The sequence below is a fragment of the Thermosinus carboxydivorans Nor1 genome (genome assembly GCF_000169155.1).
In the GTDB taxonomy this organism is placed as follows: domain Bacteria; phylum Bacillota; class Negativicutes; order Sporomusales; family Thermosinaceae; genus Thermosinus; species Thermosinus carboxydivorans.
This window is the reverse complement of sequence record NZ_AAWL01000003.1, coordinates 43110-60124: the sequence shown is the minus strand read 5'-3', so window position 1 is coordinate 60124 and position 17015 is coordinate 43110. Positions and strand designations below refer to the sequence as shown.

The window sequence follows — 17015 nt, the reverse complement described above, 5'->3', positions numbered from 1 at the left end:
CTCCTAGATAACGCCGGCAGCGGCGGCATACGCAAGCGTCCGCTGCGCCCGCGCGACAATGGGCGCGTCAATCATCTTGCCATCCAGCGCGATGACGCCCGACTTACGCGCCAAGGCGTCCTCGTACGCCGCCAAAACGCGTTTGGCTTTTTCAATTTCTGGTAGCGACGGTGTAAACACCTTGTTCGCCAGCTTGATCTGCCGGGGATTGATTACCGACTTGCCGTCAAACCCGAGCTGCTTAACCATTTCGGTTTCGGCAATGAACCCTTCTTCGTCATTGACATCGCTGAAGACGGTGTCAATGGCCTGGATACCAGCTGCCCGCGCGGCCAGCACCAGCTGGCTACGGGCGGCTTGCAGTTCAATGCCGCTCTTGCTGCGCGTCGTTTTGAGGTCGGCAATGAAATCCTCGCCACCAATGGCAATCGCCACCATCCGCGGGCTGGCCGTCGCGATCTCGTACGCCGCCAGCAAACCTTTGGCTGTTTCGATGGCGGCCATCATTTTAATCGAACCAGGCGCAAACCCGTGGGCTGTTTCCGCCGCCGTGATGATCTCATCGACCGCGCGGATATCGTCGGCCGTCTCCGCTTTCGGCAACCGGATCAAATCCGGTTTGGCGGCCAAAATTACCGCCAGGTCGTCCCGCCCATAGGGCGTCTGAATGTGGTTGATACGTATCGCCACCTCGCACGGATATTTGATGGCCGTCAACGCGCTATGCACCAAGTGACGGGCCGCATCTTTCTCGGTTACCGCCACCGAGTCCTCCAAGTCAAAAATAATGGTATCGGCGCCGTAAATGCCGGCGTTTTGTACCATCCCCGGATTGTTGCCGGGGACGAACATCATTGTCCTCCGTAATCTGTCCATAATCTGCCCCCCCTCTATGCCAGCGCCCGGGCAATAGCCGTTTTAACGCGGGCGCGGATCGTGCAGTCCAGCGCCCCTTTGTCCTGGGCGGTAACGATGACATCGGTTACGCCCTCGGCGGCTAACGTTTCCAGAATAACGGCTTTGATCTGCCGGCCGTACTGCTTGCTCACCGGGCTGGTCAATTCAATCGTCACGCCGCTTGCCGGCGCCGCCGGCGCAATAATAATCAGGATATCGCTCGATTCGACCGTTCCCGCCTGACCGGGATGAGTGATTGTCGGCATAAACGCCACCTCCTTGCATGGTAAGCCACGGCCGGCCATCGCCGGCGGGCAAGGCTAGTTAGCGATCAATTGGGGAATATCCGCTCTCAGATATTCCCCAATCGTTAACATTGCACTTGTGCGGCTTATAAAGATTATCTAAAATTAAGTGTAATAAAATGCGGTTTATCAGTAAAATATCCGGGTTTTATTTACGGCCATTAAATTTTTTTATCCTATTTTGTTCCAAGAATAACAAAGTAGGCTGGTCGTTATTGCCTTGCCTTAGGTAAAACGTAGATGCTAAATTGGGAACAACCCTAATGCAAGGGCAGTGGCGAGCATCACCAGCGACGTCCCAATCGACGGCAGCAAGGCACTCTTGGTCAGGTCACCGAGCGTGACCCCAGACATGCCGCACAGAAGATAAGTCGAAGCAACCAGCGGGCTCAGGAGATGACAACCTTGGGCAATAAGTGAAGCCCGGGCGATCTCCGCCGCACCAATCCCGTAATTTGCCGCCGTTTTGGCCAGGATCGGGACAATGCCGAAGTAGAAAGCGTCGTTGGACAAGAAGTAGTCAAACGGCAAACCGGCCAAGGCGGTGATTAAGGCGATATGGCTGCCCATGGATGCGGGTATGGACGAGGTGAGCGAATTGGCCATGGCATCGACCATTTTGGTCCCCGACATGATCCCCATCAGCACGCCGGCGGAAACAACCAGCGAAACGGTCGGGATGGCATTCATACCGTGCTTCATGATCAGTTCCTGTTGGGTTTTGAGGTTGGGGTAGTTAATCATAAGGGCCAGCGCCGTGCCAACCATGAACAGAACGGCGAGCGGGAATTTGTCCGAAACAAGCGCTGCCATCAGCAAAGCGGTTAAACCAAGGTTAGCCCAGAACAAATGCGGCCGTTTGAGTTTGGCGCTGTCTTCGTCCAGTTCCACGACATACTCCTGCGCAGCCGCGGCTTCTGCCATGGTAACTGTTCCCAGCCGGGCCCGTTCTTTCATTCCCAACAAATAGGCCCAAAACATTACCCATATTGTTCCCACAACCATCCCAGGGATCATCGGCACAAACACCTGCGATGCGTCTAGGCCCAGCGCGCTCATGACCCGACCGGTCGGCCCACCCCAGGGGAGAATGTTCATAACCCCGTTTTGCATGATGGCTACGGTAGGCAAAATGATCGGATTTATACCAATTCGTTTATGGACGGCCAGCATTGCCGACGTCACGATCATGTACGTGGTGGCGCCGTCGCCATCCAGCGATACGATGCCGGCTAACAGGGCAGTACCGACAATAACTTTTAACGGGTCGCCGTGCGTTACCTTCAGAATCTTGTTAATCAGCGGATCAAACAGACCGGCGTCGATCATGGTCCCGAAATATAAAATAGCAAACATAATCATGATACCGGTTGGCGCCGCTTTCCTGATCCCATCCATTACCATTGAGCCTAGCTTACCTAGTGGCGCCATACCGGCAAGCCCAAGGCCAATACCGAACAACAGCGGTACCAAAATTAGGGCGTTCATGGCGGACAGTCGTTTGGACATAATCAGGTACATGAACACACATACCATCACAAAACCGATGATAGCCAATGTCGACACATTCATCCCCCCTGAATTATTTTTAACGGTTTGAATTTTTCGTCTATTTGCCCCATTCTCACCCTCCCTCATGCGTTTTAATCCATTTACAGTTTACTGCATGCCAGCCGCAGCGAGAGCCTTTTTGGTCGTTTTGGTCGTACTGGTCATAAAGGCCGCCAAAATAAAAACCCTTTGCCGAAGCAAAGGGTTGCAAATATCCCATTCTACCTGAAATCATTACAAAGCATGCAAGGCCATGAATAATTATTTGGCATAATAGTTGATCAAGCAGCCGGCGAGGATTATTTCCCGTTCCTCGCCCGTCAAATCTTCCAGTTTCAATTCAAGGGGTATTTCGCCGGCCGGCTTGAGAATTACGGCAGGCACGCTTTCTTGCCCATTGGCTACCGCTTGGCGAATACCGGGAATATATAGCCAGTCATTGACCGCCAGGTTTTGTTCCTGGCCAGGTTCGATCGTAAACGGCAACATCCCCCAGTTGATGAGGTTGCTCCGATAGCGCTTGGTCGCGTACTCGATGGCAATATTGGCGTCCCCGCCCAGCACCCGCTGGCTGGACGCCGCCTGCTCCCGTGCCGAGCCGTCGCCGGGACGGACGGCGAAGATGACGCTGCCCAGGCCGGTTGTTTCGATAAGCCGATGCAATCGCTCGCTTGTTTTGTCAGTTTCCCGCGCCAACAGCGGCCCGAAAACTTCCGCCAGTGCGGCTACATCGCCACCCTCGGCAACCAGTTTTTGCCGCTTCAGCTCTTGTGCCTGGACGGCTTTGGCCCGGCCGACATATCCCGGGTCTTTACGGGCCAACGTGAACTCGGCCAGTTTAACCGGGTTTGACCGTAATGACGACGTTTCACCCGACGGAATGAGCTCGTCGGTGGTAGTAACCGGATCATGAATCACCGCTGCCACCTTCAGCAGCAAGTTTTCCGGCAACGGACGAAACTTGGGCCAATCAGCGATATTGGGCCCAAACACCAGCTCTTCGTCAGGACATGGCCGGCCAAAACCGTGATAAACCCGGTTAGTATAAACCTGTTTGTTGAAATAGTACGGTTTCGTCGGCGATGCAGTACAAACTTCGGTGGCTGGGGTGAGAATACCGCCGTTGGCCGCCGTCGCGGCGATTGAGCGTGCATCCATCAGCGCTACGGCCGCCAGTTGCCCGTTACCCGGTTTCGATCCCTCCCGGTGCGGGAAATTGCGGGTAGTATGCCTGATACTCAAGCCATGATTGGCAGGAATATCGCCAGCGCCGAAGCACGGCCCACAGAAAGCGGTATGGACGACCGCGCCGGCCACCATCAATTTTTCCAGCGAGCGGTTATTGAGAAGTTCCAGATATACCGGCTGACTCGCCGGATAAATGCTGAGCGAAAACCTACTATCTGTAATAGGCTTTTGCAAAATCTCCGCCATCGCCACGATATTTTCAAAACTGCCGCCGGCACATCCCGCGACCACGCCTTGATCGACTTTCAGCCGGCCGTCGACCAGTTTATGCGTCAGATTAAAGGTTAGGTTGGGATTTTCTAGCTGCTTTTGCCCTTCCGCCTCGACCTCGCGCAGAATCTCGACAGCGTGCCGGTTGAGTTCGGCAATTGTCCAGGCGTTGCTGGGATGAAACGGCAGCGCAATCATTGGCTCAATCCGGCTCAGGTCTACTTTAACCAACCGGTCGTAGTAGGCCACTTCCCCAGGTTCCAGCCGGCGGTAGTCGCCCGGACGGCCATGGATCTTATAATACTCCGCGACCAGGTCATCGGTACACCAAACGGACGAAAGGCACGCCGTCTCGGTAGTCATCACGTCGATGCCGCTGCGGAAATCGACCGAAAGATTGGCCACGCCCGGGCCGACAAACTCCATGACCCGGTTTTTCACAAACCCGTTTTTGAACACCGCCCGGATGATCGCCAGCGCCACGTCCTGCGGCCCGACGCCCGGGCGCGGCTGCCCTTCCAAATAAACGGCTACGATTTCAGGATAAGCAATGTCATAAGTTTTGCCAAGCAGCTGTTTGACAAGCTCCGGACCGCCTTCGCCGATGCCCATCGTCCCCAAGGCCCCGTAGCGGGTATGGCTGTCCGACCCCAATATCATTTTCCCGCAACCGGCCATCATTTCCCGCATGTATTGATGGATGACCGCCTGATGCGCCGGAACAAAAATCCCGCCATATTTACGGGCGGCGGACAGGCCAAATACATGGTCGTCCTCGTTAATCGTCCCGCCGACCGCGCACAGGCTGTTGTGGCAATTGGTAAGGACATAAGGCACGGGAAACTCTTTAAGACCGCTGGCCCGGGCCGTCAATATTATCCCGACATAGGTTAAGTCATGCGACGTCAGCGCATCGAAGCGCAACTTCAAGTCGCGCCAGTTGCCGCTTGTATTGTGATTGGCCAGTATTTGATAGGCAATGGTGCCTTTGCGCGCCGTGTCGCGGTCAATATGTCTGACCGTCAGCGGCTCGCATCCGGCCTGCCCCAGGATATTGTTTAACTCGTCCAGGCTTCGCCTGTCCGCATCCTCCATAAGCACGCGTCCTTTTAACAGATAAACGCCTTTCGCAACTAGTTCAACCACTGTAGCTTTCGCCTCCAAAATCTTACAAGTTATCTATCATGGCATCTGCAAATTGTTACGTCCGCAATTCTTTAGCCCCAGGCATTGCCTAGGCCGAAGCATAGATGACAGTTTTTTACCGTACGGTTTTGCCCAGCGCATCAATGATTAGTTCTGCGTTACCACATCCCTAAAATTTTCCACCATGCCGCACCGGCGATTAACCAGATAACCATTCCCACTATTGTTACAATGTGGCCAATTTTCCACCATGCACTTTGTTCGACATAACCCGTACCAAATAGAATAGGCCCCAAGGCGTTACCATAATGGGTCATAACACTTCCCAGCATTGATGATGCCGCCATAATCAAAACCAACGGTTTAGCCGGTAAATGGGCTAGAGCTCCGAGCGTATAAAACACCGGTATCAGTGTTGCCACGTACGCAGCCGTTGAGGCGAACAAATAACGGACAATTATACTGATAAACAAAATTCCAAACAATACCAAGTACTGATTCAATCCGGCAATATTAAAGTTATTAGCAATCACTTGCCCAAGCCAACTAAACAACTTTTCTTTTCCCATACCATTAGCCAGGGATACAATACCGGCAAACCATAAAAAAGTGTTAAATGCTTGTTCGCAAGCAAGCAAACTCTTCCACTTCACTATACCTAACCAGACGCTGGCCGCCACAATACCAATTGCGATAGCAGTAGCATTTATTTTGGTAATAATACTGGTCGACCATCCCAATAAAGCTATAACAAAGAGTATGAGTAGCCGTTTTTCCTGTGAAGTTATAGGCCCAAGCTCCTGCAAGCCTTTGTTTGCTATTTCCCGATTATTTATACTTTTAATTTCAGGCGGATAAATTTTATATATAAGATATGGTACTGCCAACAAAGTAAGAATACCTGGCACAAACATGCCTACCGCCCACTCAATCCAGGAAATTTCAACATGTAATATATTTTTAGCAAAAGTAAGATTTAGAGGATGAATAACTCCTGCCGTAATAAACATAGCTGCAGTAACTAGACTAATATTGTACATAACTAGCATCTGGTAAGAACCAATGCGGCGAGCTGTAGGCCCAGGTTTCGAATCAAGCGTAAGCACCAAACTTTGAAAAATGGGAAAGACCAAACCTCCGGTACGAGCGGTATTAGAAGGTATTGCCGGCGCAAAAAACAAATCAGCAAAAGCCGCCACATAACCTAGCCCCAAACTTGATTTCCCAATATACCTGATTAATAAGTATGCGATCCGGCGACCTAACCCGGTTTCAATAAAACATATCGAAATCATAAATGCGGCGAAAATCAGCCAAGCTGTGGGATCAGCGTAACCAGACAATGCCATGCCAATATTTTTATAGACAATACCGACCACTGCAATAGCCGTAAGCAGAACAACAGCTTCCGGCACCGGTTTTAGCATAAGCCCCAGTATAGCGCCGATATATACCGCCAGAAGCTGCCAGGCAAGAACCGATAATCCCGTTGGCACCGGAATGGCCAAAATCAACAATGGCACGCATAAACAAATTAGGCCCCTCAACAAATTACTTCGCATTTTCTTCCCTCCCTAAAAATCTGCTTAGCATAAACTCGCACCAGTTTTATCTGCACATTCAAATACATTATCAACTACCGGACAATCTAACATCACCAGCGCCCATGCAGCAGATCCGGCAGATCATGCATGCATATTAAACTTTAACCAAAAACCCTACGGGGAACATATACATAGCCGTCCATGATCCAACGGGCCGTGCGCCCCACTCCCGCTTTTGTCAACGTTAAACCAGCCCCGCTCCGTTCGAGCCGTATTTCGAAATCCAAAACCCCAGACGGATGGCCGACCCGCACTATGCCGGTTTCCTTGGCACGCTTGGCCACAACCTCGTTGACGACCGTGCCTTCAATCAGCGCCGCCGTCGCCACGCAAATCCCACCTGTCACCGCATAGGCTTTGTGCATTACCGCCAGCGCCTTGGTGCGCGCCAATAGATCAATTTGGCTGGCGTCAACTCTCGTCCCAGTCACAGTAAAATAGTCTTGCGGCGCAGCGACAAACGCTACTTTCGGCACGGCCGGCCCAACCTGAGCCTTGTCGGCGGCCAAACCCATCATCACTGCTGCCGTCGTCCGAATATCTTCCATTGTTGCCAGTATGGCCGGATTTGTCTCCGTATCCTTGGGCAACTCTTTCCCACTGCACCCAATATCTTCAGCTTTGACGAAAACGGCCGGATTGGCGGCATCCACCATGCTTACGCGCACCTTTTTCCCGGTCGCCAACGTTATCTCGTCAACCGGGTTGCCGGTAGGCAATAACTTTCCGGTCTTTGATCCTTCTGAATTCAAAAAATTCAAAATAATTTTGGCACTCGTACCCGGCACCCCGTCAATGGCGTAATCCCCTTCGGTGACGACCTCGCCGTCTTTGACCGGCACCTCGGCTTCGATAACTTTATTGGTATTGGTATTATAAATCCGGACTTTGGTTATCGGTTCAACGCATGGCACCAGCCGCTTCATTATCGCGAACGGTCCCACCCCCGACGAAATATTGCCACAGTTGCCGTCATAATCGACAACCGCCTCTTTAATGCCGACATAGCCAAACGTATAATCGACATCGACACCTTCGCGCCGCGACGGCGAAATGATCGCCACTTTACTGGTAAGCGGGTCTGCCCCACCCAGGCCGTCAATTTGCCGTATGTCCGGGCTGCCAAAAATACTGAGAATGACCTTGTCCCTAACCGCCGGATCGGCCGGCAAGTCGTCGGCCATCAAGTAAACGCCTTTGCTGGTGCCCCCCCGCATAATAACGGCCGGAATTCTGACATTCGCCCCCATGTTACTCCTCCTTGCAAGTTGTAAAAAAATATTATTTAATTTCGATAATCAGTATAGTAAAATAAGTGTTATAAGTGAAATATTTGCATTTTATTCGTTACAATCAAATTTTTTTATTGCAACAATAATTGACCGAGGTGGGCGCCGTGGACGATAAAGACTGGCTTATCCTGAAAACCATCTGTGAGGAAAAAAATATCACCAAAGCCTCCGAGCGGTTATATATATCCCAGCCCGCCCTCACCTACCGCTTAAAAAATTTGGAGGCCGAATTTAAAACCAAACTTTTTCACCGTTCAACCAGTGGCGTGTTTTTGACACCACAAGGGGAATATCTGCGCAAATATGCTGAAGAAATGCTGCAACGCCTGCAACTTGTCAAAGACCACTTGGCAAACATGGAAAATACCATTCAAGGGACGTTACGGCTGGGCGTATCATCTATTTTCGCCCACTACCAACTGCCGACCATTCTTAAAACTTTTGTCGAGCAATTCCCCGACATTGAAATTACCGTCAAAACCGGGTTAAGCTACCAAATCAACAAATTATTACATAAAGAAGAAATAGCCGTCGCCATTCTCCGCGGCGATTATTCCTGGCCGGAAACGAAAATATTGTTGCGAGAAGAACCCATCTGTCTGGCCACCCACAAAAAAATAAGCCTGGATAAGCTACCATCTTATCCAGGCATTAGTTATAACACCGACTCATCCTTACAAGCGATGATCGAAAACTGGTGGCACGAGCGTTACTCCTGTCCGCCGCACATCACCATGGAAGTCGACAAGATGGACACTTGCATCCAACTTGTTCACAGTGGCTTAGGCTGGGCGATTTTGCCCGCGATCGGACTGGATAACCAGCCGTCCTTGTTTACGCAAGAACTCTTCTGGCAAAACGGCGAGCCCTTGGTGCGGCGAACCTGGCTACTGTGCCGGCACTCGGCCTTAAATTTGTTACCGGTTAAAGCATTTGTCGAGTTTATTACCACCAGGGAACTCTACGCAGCTTACACCAATACCCCAAAATAGCTTTAAGGCATTTCTTTAACCCTGAACATCTTCAACTGCAGGCATTGCCTCAGTTTCTGCTTCCTCGATCCGCAGATACGCAAGGTACCGCTCTGTTTCCCGGACGACCACACCGGATAAGCCCAGCAAGGCAACCAGGTTGGGCAGGGCCATCAGGCCGTTGACAATATCGGCGATGAGCCAGATGGTTTCCAGTTTGAGAAACGCGCCGGCCGCTACCAAGGCGATGAACGTCCAGCGATACGGTTTGATGCCTTTAACACCGAACAAATATTCGCAGCAGCGCTCGCCGTAATAGTTCCAGCCAAGAATGGTCGTGAAAGCAAACAGCACCAGACCGAAGGTCAACACGTACGACCCAGCCACCGGAAAAGCGGCGGCAAAGGCCTGCTGGGTCAACGCCGCGCCTTTGAGGCCGCTTTGCCAGGCACCAGTCACGACAAGCACCAACCCGGTCATGGTACAAATAATGATGGTGTCAATAAATGTACCGGTCATAGAAATAAGACCTTGCTCGGCCGGCCACTTGGTCTTGGCTGCGGCCGCAGCAATTGGGGCGCTGCCCAAACCAGACTCGTTGGAAAACACACCGCGAGCCACGCCATTACGAATGGCCATCATCACCGTGGCTCCCATAAAGCCACCGGTCGCCGCCGTGCCGGTAAACGCGCTGGATACAACCAGCCGCACGGCTTCCGGCAGTTTGTCGGCAAATACGACCAACACGCCTATACACGTCGCTACATAAAACACGGCCATAAACGGCACGATTTTCTCGGAAACACTGGCAATACTCTGCAGGCCGCCTAAGGTAATCATCGCGACCAGCAGGGTGATAATGCCGGCAGTAACAGGCACCGGCACGCCAAACGTCAACTGCACGCTATCAACGATGGCATTGACCTGGGGAAAGGTACCGATACCGAAAAAGGCGACCAATACGCCGCTGGCCGCGAACATCACGGCTAGCGGACGATACCGCGCACCAAGCCCCTTTTCAATGTAGTGCATCGGACCGCCGGCGATTTCCCCGTTGGCGTCGACCGACCGAAACTTCACGGCCAGCAGCCCCTCGGCATATTTGGTGGCCATGCCGAAAAAGGCGGCCATCCACATCCAAAAGAGCGCTCCCGGGCCGCCGGCATAAATAGCCGTCGCCACGCCGACAATGTTCCCAGTGCCAACCGTAGCCGCCAGAGCGGTACATAAGGCGCCGAAGCTGTTGACATCACCGGCACCGTCGTTTTTGGCGGAAAAAATGAGCCTGAGCGCGAGCGGCAGCCGTACAACCTGCAAAAGGCGCAGCCGCAGCGTAAGCAGAATCCCGGTGCCGACAAGCAAAATAAGCAGCGGCGACCCCCACACAAAACTATCAATTTCATCCAGTAGTTTTAGCCAATCCATTGTCACCATCTCCTTTTATCGTAGAAAAATAAAAAGAGCCAAATCCTGCGATTTGACTCTGGTGACAAGACGCGATGAAAATGCAAATGCCAAACGACCGGTCAGTTTGGCCTGCCGTGCGTCTCTGTCCTTTTGCCTGAGAGATTTAGCGGACAGCGTAAAGCTCTCCGCATTGCCCCTTCGGCGCCCTTTTGCAGGGTCTCTCCAGAGTCCCGTCCGCTAACGGTTCCCGCTTAAAAAAGCGCCTGAGAGTTTTACTCCTTCGGCGGGCCTTACGGCCGCTCTTCCGTTTAGCATCATCCGGCATATTTAGTTATCCAGATAACAAGCATTATTGTAGTGGACAAGTTTCCAAAAATCAAGTCGAGATGTGTTTTTCTAAAATTCAGTTTTACGCGGCGCTTTACACCATGACCCTTATTGGCAGCTATTCCGGCAGGCTGGCAAGATGCTGCGTTACCCGCGCCACACGCCGCACTATTTATTTTTTACAGAAAAAGGAAATGGGCAGGCGGCGTAGAAATCAAAAATAACTTTTATTTTTTATTTTAGTAAAGATAGGCCGAGGATAAGGGAGGAATCTTTACGTCTTTTCATCTTGAAGAAACAACCATCAGCGATGTGCATCAAGCGTACTTGTCCGGTAACTTAACCACGGTAGACCTGATCCAATGGTATTTGCGGCGGATTGACGCTTACGACAAACAGGGTCCGAAACTCAACGCCGTCATTTACATAAACCCCAATGCACTGGCAGAAGCAGCCGCCTTGGACGCTAAACTGGCCGCTGCCGGTAAACTGGTCGGCCCCCTGCATGGCATCCCCGTCCTGCTTAAAGACAATGTCAACACCAAAGATATGCCGACTACGGGCGGGTCGTTAAGCCTTGCGGACTATGTGCCGCCTGAGGATGCAACTGTAACCAAAAAACTGCGCGCCGCCGGCGCCATTATTCTGGCGAAAGTAAACCTCCATGAATTTGCCATCTGGGGCGAAACCGTCAGCTCCATCCTTGGCCAAACACTCAACCCCTACGACCTTACCCGTACCCCGGGCGGCTCTAGCGGCGGAACGGGGGCGGCACTTGCCGCTAACTTCGGCCTGCTCGGTATCGGCACTGACACGGTAAACTCCATCCGTTCCCCCGCGTCGGCCTGCGGCATCGTCGGCATCCGCCCCACCCTTGGACTAATCAGCCGCGCCGGCGTAATCCCCTATTCTTTTACCCAGGACACCGCTGGCCCGATGGCCCGCACCGTTAGTGACGCCACGAAACTGCTGAACGTTTTGGTCGGTTATGACCCGGCGGACGAAGCTACCGTCTGGAGCATCGGCCATGCCGAACAAGACTATACTGTGCATTTGAAAGCAAACGGACTGCAAGGTAAACGTATCGGCATCCTGCGCAGCTTTTTCGGCAAAGAACCGGTTCACGCTGAAGTAAACAAAGTTGCCGACCGGGCCGTAGAAGAACTGAAAGCATTCGGTGCAACCGCCATAGGCCTTGACACACCTGACCTTGACGCGGGAAAAATTGCCGCTGAAATCAGCGTGCATCTTTACGACCTGAAACCTCACCTTAACGCTTATCTTTCTGCTCCGGATGCCAACACGCCGGTAAAATCGCTTGCCGAGATTATCGCTTCCGGCAAGTATCATCCCGGCATCGACGCCAACATCAAACAAGCCCAAGCGCTGGAGCAGGACGACCAATACCGCCTTCGCCTGGCCAAGCGCGCCGCCCTTAGGCAGCGAATAATGAAAATCATGGTCGATAATAATTTGGATGCCATCATGTTCCCCCACCAGAAGCGGCTGGTCGTTCCCACCGGCGGCTATGTGCAGGTCGACCGCAACGGCAGCCTCGGCGCAGTCACCGGCTTTCCTTCCATCGTCGTTCCCGGCGGCTTCTCTCCGCCGACTGAAACCGCCAAAATCGGCGTCCCGGTCGGCATCGAATTTCTCGGCCGCCCGTGGAGCGAAGGAATACTTATCGAAATCGCCTACGGCTACGAACAAGGCGCCAGCCACCGCAAACCGCCGCCAACCACGCCGCCGCTGCCTGGGGAACCATAAGGCGGTTTATTTATGTCCTAGGACAACTTGAGAATATCAGTCCAAGGACATCTCGAAAATGTTGGCACCGCTCTTGGCATACTAACCAAGAAAACTTATAATTGATGTGAAATTGCTGTAATAGCGCGGAGGTATGCTGCATGTTCGGATTAAATAAAGAAAATGCCCTGGTTGTTTTCAGCGGGGGCCAGGACAGTACTACCTGTCTGTTTTGGGCTATGAAACATTTCCAAGAAGTTGAGGCGGTAACCTTTGATTACGGACAGCGGCACCGGGCGGAAATTGAGTGCGCGCAAAAAATAGCCGCCGAACAGGGTATCGCGCATACCATTCTCGACCTGTCTTTATTAAATCAGCTCGCGCCCAGTGCGCTAACGCGCGCCGATATTGAGGTCAAAGCCGGGGAAAACGGCGGTCTGCCGACAACCTTCGTGCCTGGACGCAATCTCTTGTTTTTATCGTTTGCCGCCGTATTGGCCCGGCAAAAAAACATCCGGCATATCGTTACCGGGGTCTGTGAGACCGATTTCAGCGGCTATCCGGACTGCCGGGACGCATTTATCAAATCGCTTAATGTCACCATCCAGCTGGCCATGGACTATCAGTTTGTCATCCATACGCCCCTGATGTGGCTAAACAAAGCCGAAACATGGGAGCTAGCCGACCAGCTTGGGGTGCTGGATTATATCCGCAGCAATACCCTAACCTGTTACCATGGCGTAATCGGCGACGGCTGCGGCCAATGTCCGGCGTGCCGGCTGCGGGTAGCCGGTCTAAACGCCTATTTGGCAAAGAGAGGACGGATGAAATAATGCGTCAACCCACTGTACGAACCACCAAGATTTTTACCTTTGACGCGGCCCATTTCCTCCCCGGCCATGAAGGCAAATGCGCGCAAATGCACGGCCACACCTACCGACTGGAGGTAACGGTTGAAAGAAAAGACGGCGGCGTCGCCACCGGCGGGCCGGAAGACGGCATGGTCATTGATTTCGGCCGCTTAAGCGCCCTCATCAAAGACCGCGTCGTCGACAAACTGGACCACAAAGTCCTGAACGACTGTTTTCCCTTCCGCCCAACATCGGAGAATATGGCGCGGCATATTTTCATCGAACTCAGCGCCATCTTGGCCAACGAAGACGTTAACGTCGTCCGCGTCGTGCTGTGGGAAACCCCTACCTCTTACGTGGAGGTCACAGCATGAAGGCGATTAAATATCCAGTTGTCGAAATCTTTACCAGCATCCAAGGCGAAGGCACCCATATGGGGCTGCCGGCAGCCTTTATTCGCCTGGCCGGCTGCAACCTGCGCTGCCGTTGGTGTGACACCGTCCACGCCTTCGATCCCGCCAACGCCACTTATCTAACGCCGGACGAGATCGCTACCGGCCTTGCCCCACAGCTGGTGGTCATCACCGGCGGCGAGCCGACGCTTCACGACCTCGGGCCCCTGGTCGCCGCCCTACACGCACGCGGCAAATATGTGGCCATCGAAACCAACGGCACCAACCCCATTCCCGAGAAATGGGGCATTGACTGGGTGACCGCCTCGCCCAAGCCGAACAGTGGCTATCTGCTGGCCTGTCAGGCGGACGAGCTCAAGTATGTCGTCGATGACGAGTTTACCCTCGACTGCGTTGCCGATGACGCCGTGCCGCCGGGCCGTATCTTTTTGCAGGTTGAAAGCGCCCGCCCGGAATCGGCAAAAAAAGCGTTCGCCCTGGTCATGGAAAATCCCGAGCGCGGGCTGCGGCTCGGGATCCAACTGCATAAAATATTAGGGGTTGACTAGGGCGCTGCCTTAACCCAAGGCGGCCAAATGCTGGGCTACCTGCTCGCGCAGTTCTTCTTCGCTCAGCGCAAAATCGGCGTCATACTCTGCATCGGCAAAAATCGCCATACCGTTGTCTTCACTAATCTGGTCAAAGACCTCGTATTCCTCGTCGTTGAGCGCGTCCTCAACCTCCGCGTAGGTTTCGGCGAACGCTTCGAGATAGTCGAAAAGATCGATCTTTTGGTTGAGAAAATCCAGGCATATCGCCTTTAATTTTTCGGCTGCGGCCGTCATTGTGAGCATCTCCTTCTGGAAAAGTGGAAATCGGTAAGTGGAAAGTAACAACGTCAGTTTAAGATTGGCTGCTAGTAACCAACATTTGATACTCGTTTTCTTTAAAGCCTAAGACAACAGTTTGGCCATCGGTCACTATGGGTCTAACCATCATAGTAGGATTGGCCTGCTCCAGGCCGATGATCTCCTCTTCGCTCATGCGGCCAAGATCGGGTTTAATCCTTTTGTAAGTTTGGCTGTTCGTGTTAACAAGCTGGGCCAGCGCCACACCGCCGCACTCGGCCAATTGCCTGAGTTCTTTCTCGGTCGGCGGTTCTTTGGCAATATTGCGGAAGACAAACTCCATGCCCTGCTGCGAAAGCCACGCTTTCGCCCTCCGGCAGGTTTGTCAATTGGGCACGCAATAAAAAGTAAGCATTTTGCTCAACTCCTTTGGGTTTTATGCCAATCCAGTGCTTTTATTTTGCCATAAACCGGCATAAAATTAAACTTAAAGGTGGTGCCGGTAATGAACTGGTTTGACTTTATCTTCCGCATATTTGTTTTCTGTATTTCATTACCGTTTGGCGCTGTTTTCGCCCTTATCCCGGCGGCTTTTGACGGTGAAATTCTCAACCAAATCGGAATACCTCTAGACTGGGGTAGATGGATAATGGGCATCATTGCAACCTTATGGTTTTGTTTGTATATGCAAGCACAAATCTTTCCATCCGAAGCGGAAATTGAAGAATTAATCAAAAACCCGGAAAAACTCAAGACAGACCATCAAGAACGACAAACAAATGCCAACCCCCTGATCTGGTTTTTACTCGGCTACTGGTTTGGCAAAAAGTGAAATATCACTATCAGCCATAGCGAAACTGCATTCTACCTAAATATATTCAAAGCAATAAGAGCGACAAACGCTGCCGCGATTATGAGTGCAGTCGACATAAAAAATACTTGGCAATGCCGAGGATTATATCAAACACAGCGCTCCACCTCATACTTCTTGGGCGCAGCTGCCATCAGCCCGGCAAGCCAGCTATGCCCGTTCAGGGACTGTCGCTTCGCAAGCGGCTGGTTCTTTCATAAACAGCGCCAAAATAAAGGCCGCTACCGGCAATACCGTCAGAATGTCAAAAACCATCGGCAATCCTAAACCGTCGGCCACCCGGCCCAAGGCCAACACGCCCATGGACCCCAGCCCCACACTGAAACCGATGGTCAGCCCCGAGGCCATGCCCACATTGCCGGGAAGCATGTTCTGGGCCAGTACCAGACTACTGGCAAATGCCGCCGACAACAGCGCACTGGCAACAACCAAGACGACAAACACAATCCAGCCTTCTACCGACTTAAACATAAACAGTAATACCGACACCGGCAGAATCGACCAGACCATGACTCGTTTGCTGCCCAAACGGTCACTCAAGATGCCGCCAAACAACGTCCCCACCGCCCCACCGGCAAGATATACGGTAAGTAGCGAACTGGCATAGAGCGGATCGCCATGCAAAAACGAAACATAGTAGAGAGGCAAGAAAGTGCTTATCCCAGCGGTGACTGTCGCCCGCAGAAAAACAATCCCCAAAATGATCAGTACCGGCGAGCTAACGGCCGCCTTGAGGCCACCGGCAACCGCTACCCGGTCTGGCGACTGGCGCGGTAGCAGTTTGGTCAGCCTATATAGCAATACGGCCAAAACGATAAACGGTAACAGATACAGGAGCAAGCGGTCGGCACGGTCATCGGCCAATAAAAAGGCCATAAATAGCGACCCGACGGCAAATCCGGCGTTGCCGCCAACGGCAAACAGACTTACTCCCTTTCCTTTGGCTGCGCCACTCAGGCGATTGGCACTTTTGGCCCCCTCGGGGTGAAACGCTGCCACCCCAAAGCCACATAGCGCAGTAAAAGTGAGTACCAACCAATAAGCCGGCGCCAGCAGCGAAGCCACCATGGCCGCCCCGGAAAGGAAACAGCCGGCCGGCATTAGCCATGGCCGCGATTTTTTATCGGTAAAATATCCGAATAGCGGCTGACTGACCGACGAAGTTAAGTTTTGCACCAGCGCAATGGCACTTACCTGCGCATAGCTCAAACCAAATTTGGCTTTAAAATACGGCAATGCTACCAATAATGCACCTTGTGACAGATCGGTAACTCCGTGAGCAGCAGATAAAAGAAAAAGCGGCCACATCGACACACCACCTCCAGGATTTTACAAACGGTAACGATATT

15 protein-coding genes, 1 pseudogene and 1 riboswitch are annotated in these 17015 nt (G+C 52.5%); of the genes and pseudogenes, 6 read left to right on the top strand and 10 right to left on the bottom strand.

The window, feature by feature from the left end; translation table 11 throughout:
* Positions 1-3: 3 nt before the first annotated feature.
* From TCARDRAFT_RS03210 to TCARDRAFT_RS03185, 6 genes are all read right to left on the bottom strand, one after another.
* Positions 4-876, bottom strand: coding sequence for an aldolase/citrate lyase family protein (locus TCARDRAFT_RS03210; protein WP_007288568.1), 873 nt, complete (start codon positions 874-876; stop codon positions 4-6).
* A 14-nt stretch (positions 877-890) separates the two neighbouring features.
* The gene (citD, locus tag TCARDRAFT_RS03205; protein WP_007288567.1) at positions 891-1163 is read right to left on the bottom strand and encodes a citrate lyase acyl carrier protein; all 273 of its coding nucleotides are present in this window, start codon (positions 1161-1163) and stop codon (positions 891-893) included.
* Positions 1164-1445: 282 nt separating this feature from the next.
* Positions 1446-2774 (bottom strand): CitMHS family transporter, encoded by a 1329-nt coding sequence (locus TCARDRAFT_RS03200; protein WP_040682995.1) that lies wholly within the window; start codon positions 2772-2774, stop codon positions 1446-1448.
* 240 nt (positions 2775-3014) lie between these two features.
* Complete coding sequence (locus TCARDRAFT_RS03195) at positions 3015-5357, bottom strand: hydratase (RefSeq protein ID WP_007288565.1); 2343 nt, start codon at positions 5355-5357, stop codon at positions 3015-3017.
* Positions 5358-5515: 158 nt separating this feature from the next.
* The gene (locus TCARDRAFT_RS03190) at positions 5516-6919 is read right to left on the bottom strand and encodes a DASS family sodium-coupled anion symporter (RefSeq protein ID WP_007288564.1); all 1404 of its coding nucleotides are present in this window, start codon (positions 6917-6919) and stop codon (positions 5516-5518) included.
* Positions 6920-7062: 143 nt separating this feature from the next.
* On the bottom strand, positions 7063-8211 hold the full coding sequence (locus TCARDRAFT_RS03185) for a 2-methylaconitate cis-trans isomerase PrpF family protein (RefSeq protein ID WP_007288563.1): 1149 nt from the start codon (positions 8209-8211) through the stop codon (positions 7063-7065).
* 146 nt (positions 8212-8357) lie between these two features.
* On the opposite strand from TCARDRAFT_RS03185, the gene TCARDRAFT_RS03180 reads away from it, so the two are divergent.
* Entirely contained in the window at positions 8358-9245 is an 888-nt protein-coding gene (locus tag TCARDRAFT_RS03180) for a LysR family transcriptional regulator (RefSeq protein ID WP_007288562.1), read from the top strand.
* A gap of 15 nt (positions 9246-9260) precedes the next feature.
* Here the strand turns inward: TCARDRAFT_RS03180 and TCARDRAFT_RS03175 are convergent, their stop codons facing one another.
* Entirely contained in the window at positions 9261-10649 is a 1389-nt protein-coding gene (locus TCARDRAFT_RS03175; RefSeq protein WP_007288561.1) for an alanine/glycine:cation symporter family protein, read from the bottom strand.
* Between the two features lie 114 nt (positions 10650-10763).
* A riboswitch (glycine riboswitch) is annotated at positions 10764-10867 on the bottom strand.
* Positions 10868-11270: 403 nt separating this feature from the next.
* On the opposite strand from TCARDRAFT_RS03175, the gene TCARDRAFT_RS03170 reads away from it, so the two are divergent.
* The 4 genes from TCARDRAFT_RS03170 (at position 11271) to TCARDRAFT_RS03155 (ending at position 14516) form a co-directional block, all read left to right on the top strand.
* Positions 11271-12725, top strand: coding sequence for an amidase family protein (locus tag TCARDRAFT_RS03170; protein WP_007288560.1), 1455 nt, complete (start codon positions 11271-11273; stop codon positions 12723-12725).
* A 140-nt stretch (positions 12726-12865) separates the two neighbouring features.
* Positions 12866-13537, top strand: coding sequence for a 7-cyano-7-deazaguanine synthase QueC (gene queC, locus TCARDRAFT_RS03165; protein WP_007288559.1), 672 nt, complete (start codon positions 12866-12868; stop codon positions 13535-13537).
* Entirely contained in the window at positions 13537-13929 is a 393-nt protein-coding gene (queD, locus tag TCARDRAFT_RS03160; RefSeq protein ID WP_007288558.1) for a 6-carboxytetrahydropterin synthase QueD, read from the top strand. The genes queC and queD overlap by 1 nt, the downstream gene beginning before the upstream one ends.
* The gene (locus TCARDRAFT_RS03155; RefSeq protein ID WP_232199082.1) at positions 13890-14516 is read left to right on the top strand and encodes a 7-carboxy-7-deazaguanine synthase QueE; all 627 of its coding nucleotides are present in this window, start codon (positions 13890-13892) and stop codon (positions 14514-14516) included. The genes queD and TCARDRAFT_RS03155 overlap by 40 nt, the downstream gene beginning before the upstream one ends.
* A gap of 9 nt (positions 14517-14525) precedes the next feature.
* On the opposite strand, the gene TCARDRAFT_RS03150 is transcribed toward TCARDRAFT_RS03155, so the two are convergent.
* Together TCARDRAFT_RS03150 and TCARDRAFT_RS03145 are read right to left on the bottom strand one after the other, a co-directional pair.
* Positions 14526-14792 (bottom strand): hypothetical protein, encoded by a 267-nt coding sequence (locus TCARDRAFT_RS03150; protein ID WP_007288556.1) that lies wholly within the window; start codon positions 14790-14792, stop codon positions 14526-14528.
* 58 nt (positions 14793-14850) lie between these two features.
* Positions 14851-15168, bottom strand: a pseudogene (locus tag TCARDRAFT_RS03145) (arsenate reductase family protein); the annotation flags it as partial.
* 132 nt (positions 15169-15300) lie between these two features.
* Here TCARDRAFT_RS03145 and TCARDRAFT_RS03140 point away from each other — a divergent pair.
* The gene (locus tag TCARDRAFT_RS03140) at positions 15301-15627 is read left to right on the top strand and encodes a hypothetical protein (protein ID WP_040682993.1); all 327 of its coding nucleotides are present in this window, start codon (positions 15301-15303) and stop codon (positions 15625-15627) included.
* 189 nt (positions 15628-15816) lie between these two features.
* Here TCARDRAFT_RS03140 and TCARDRAFT_RS03135 read toward each other — a convergent pair whose 3' ends face one another.
* Positions 15817-16974, bottom strand: coding sequence for an MFS transporter (locus tag TCARDRAFT_RS03135; protein WP_007288554.1), 1158 nt, complete (start codon positions 16972-16974; stop codon positions 15817-15819).
* Positions 16975-17015: the final 41 nt, after the last annotated feature.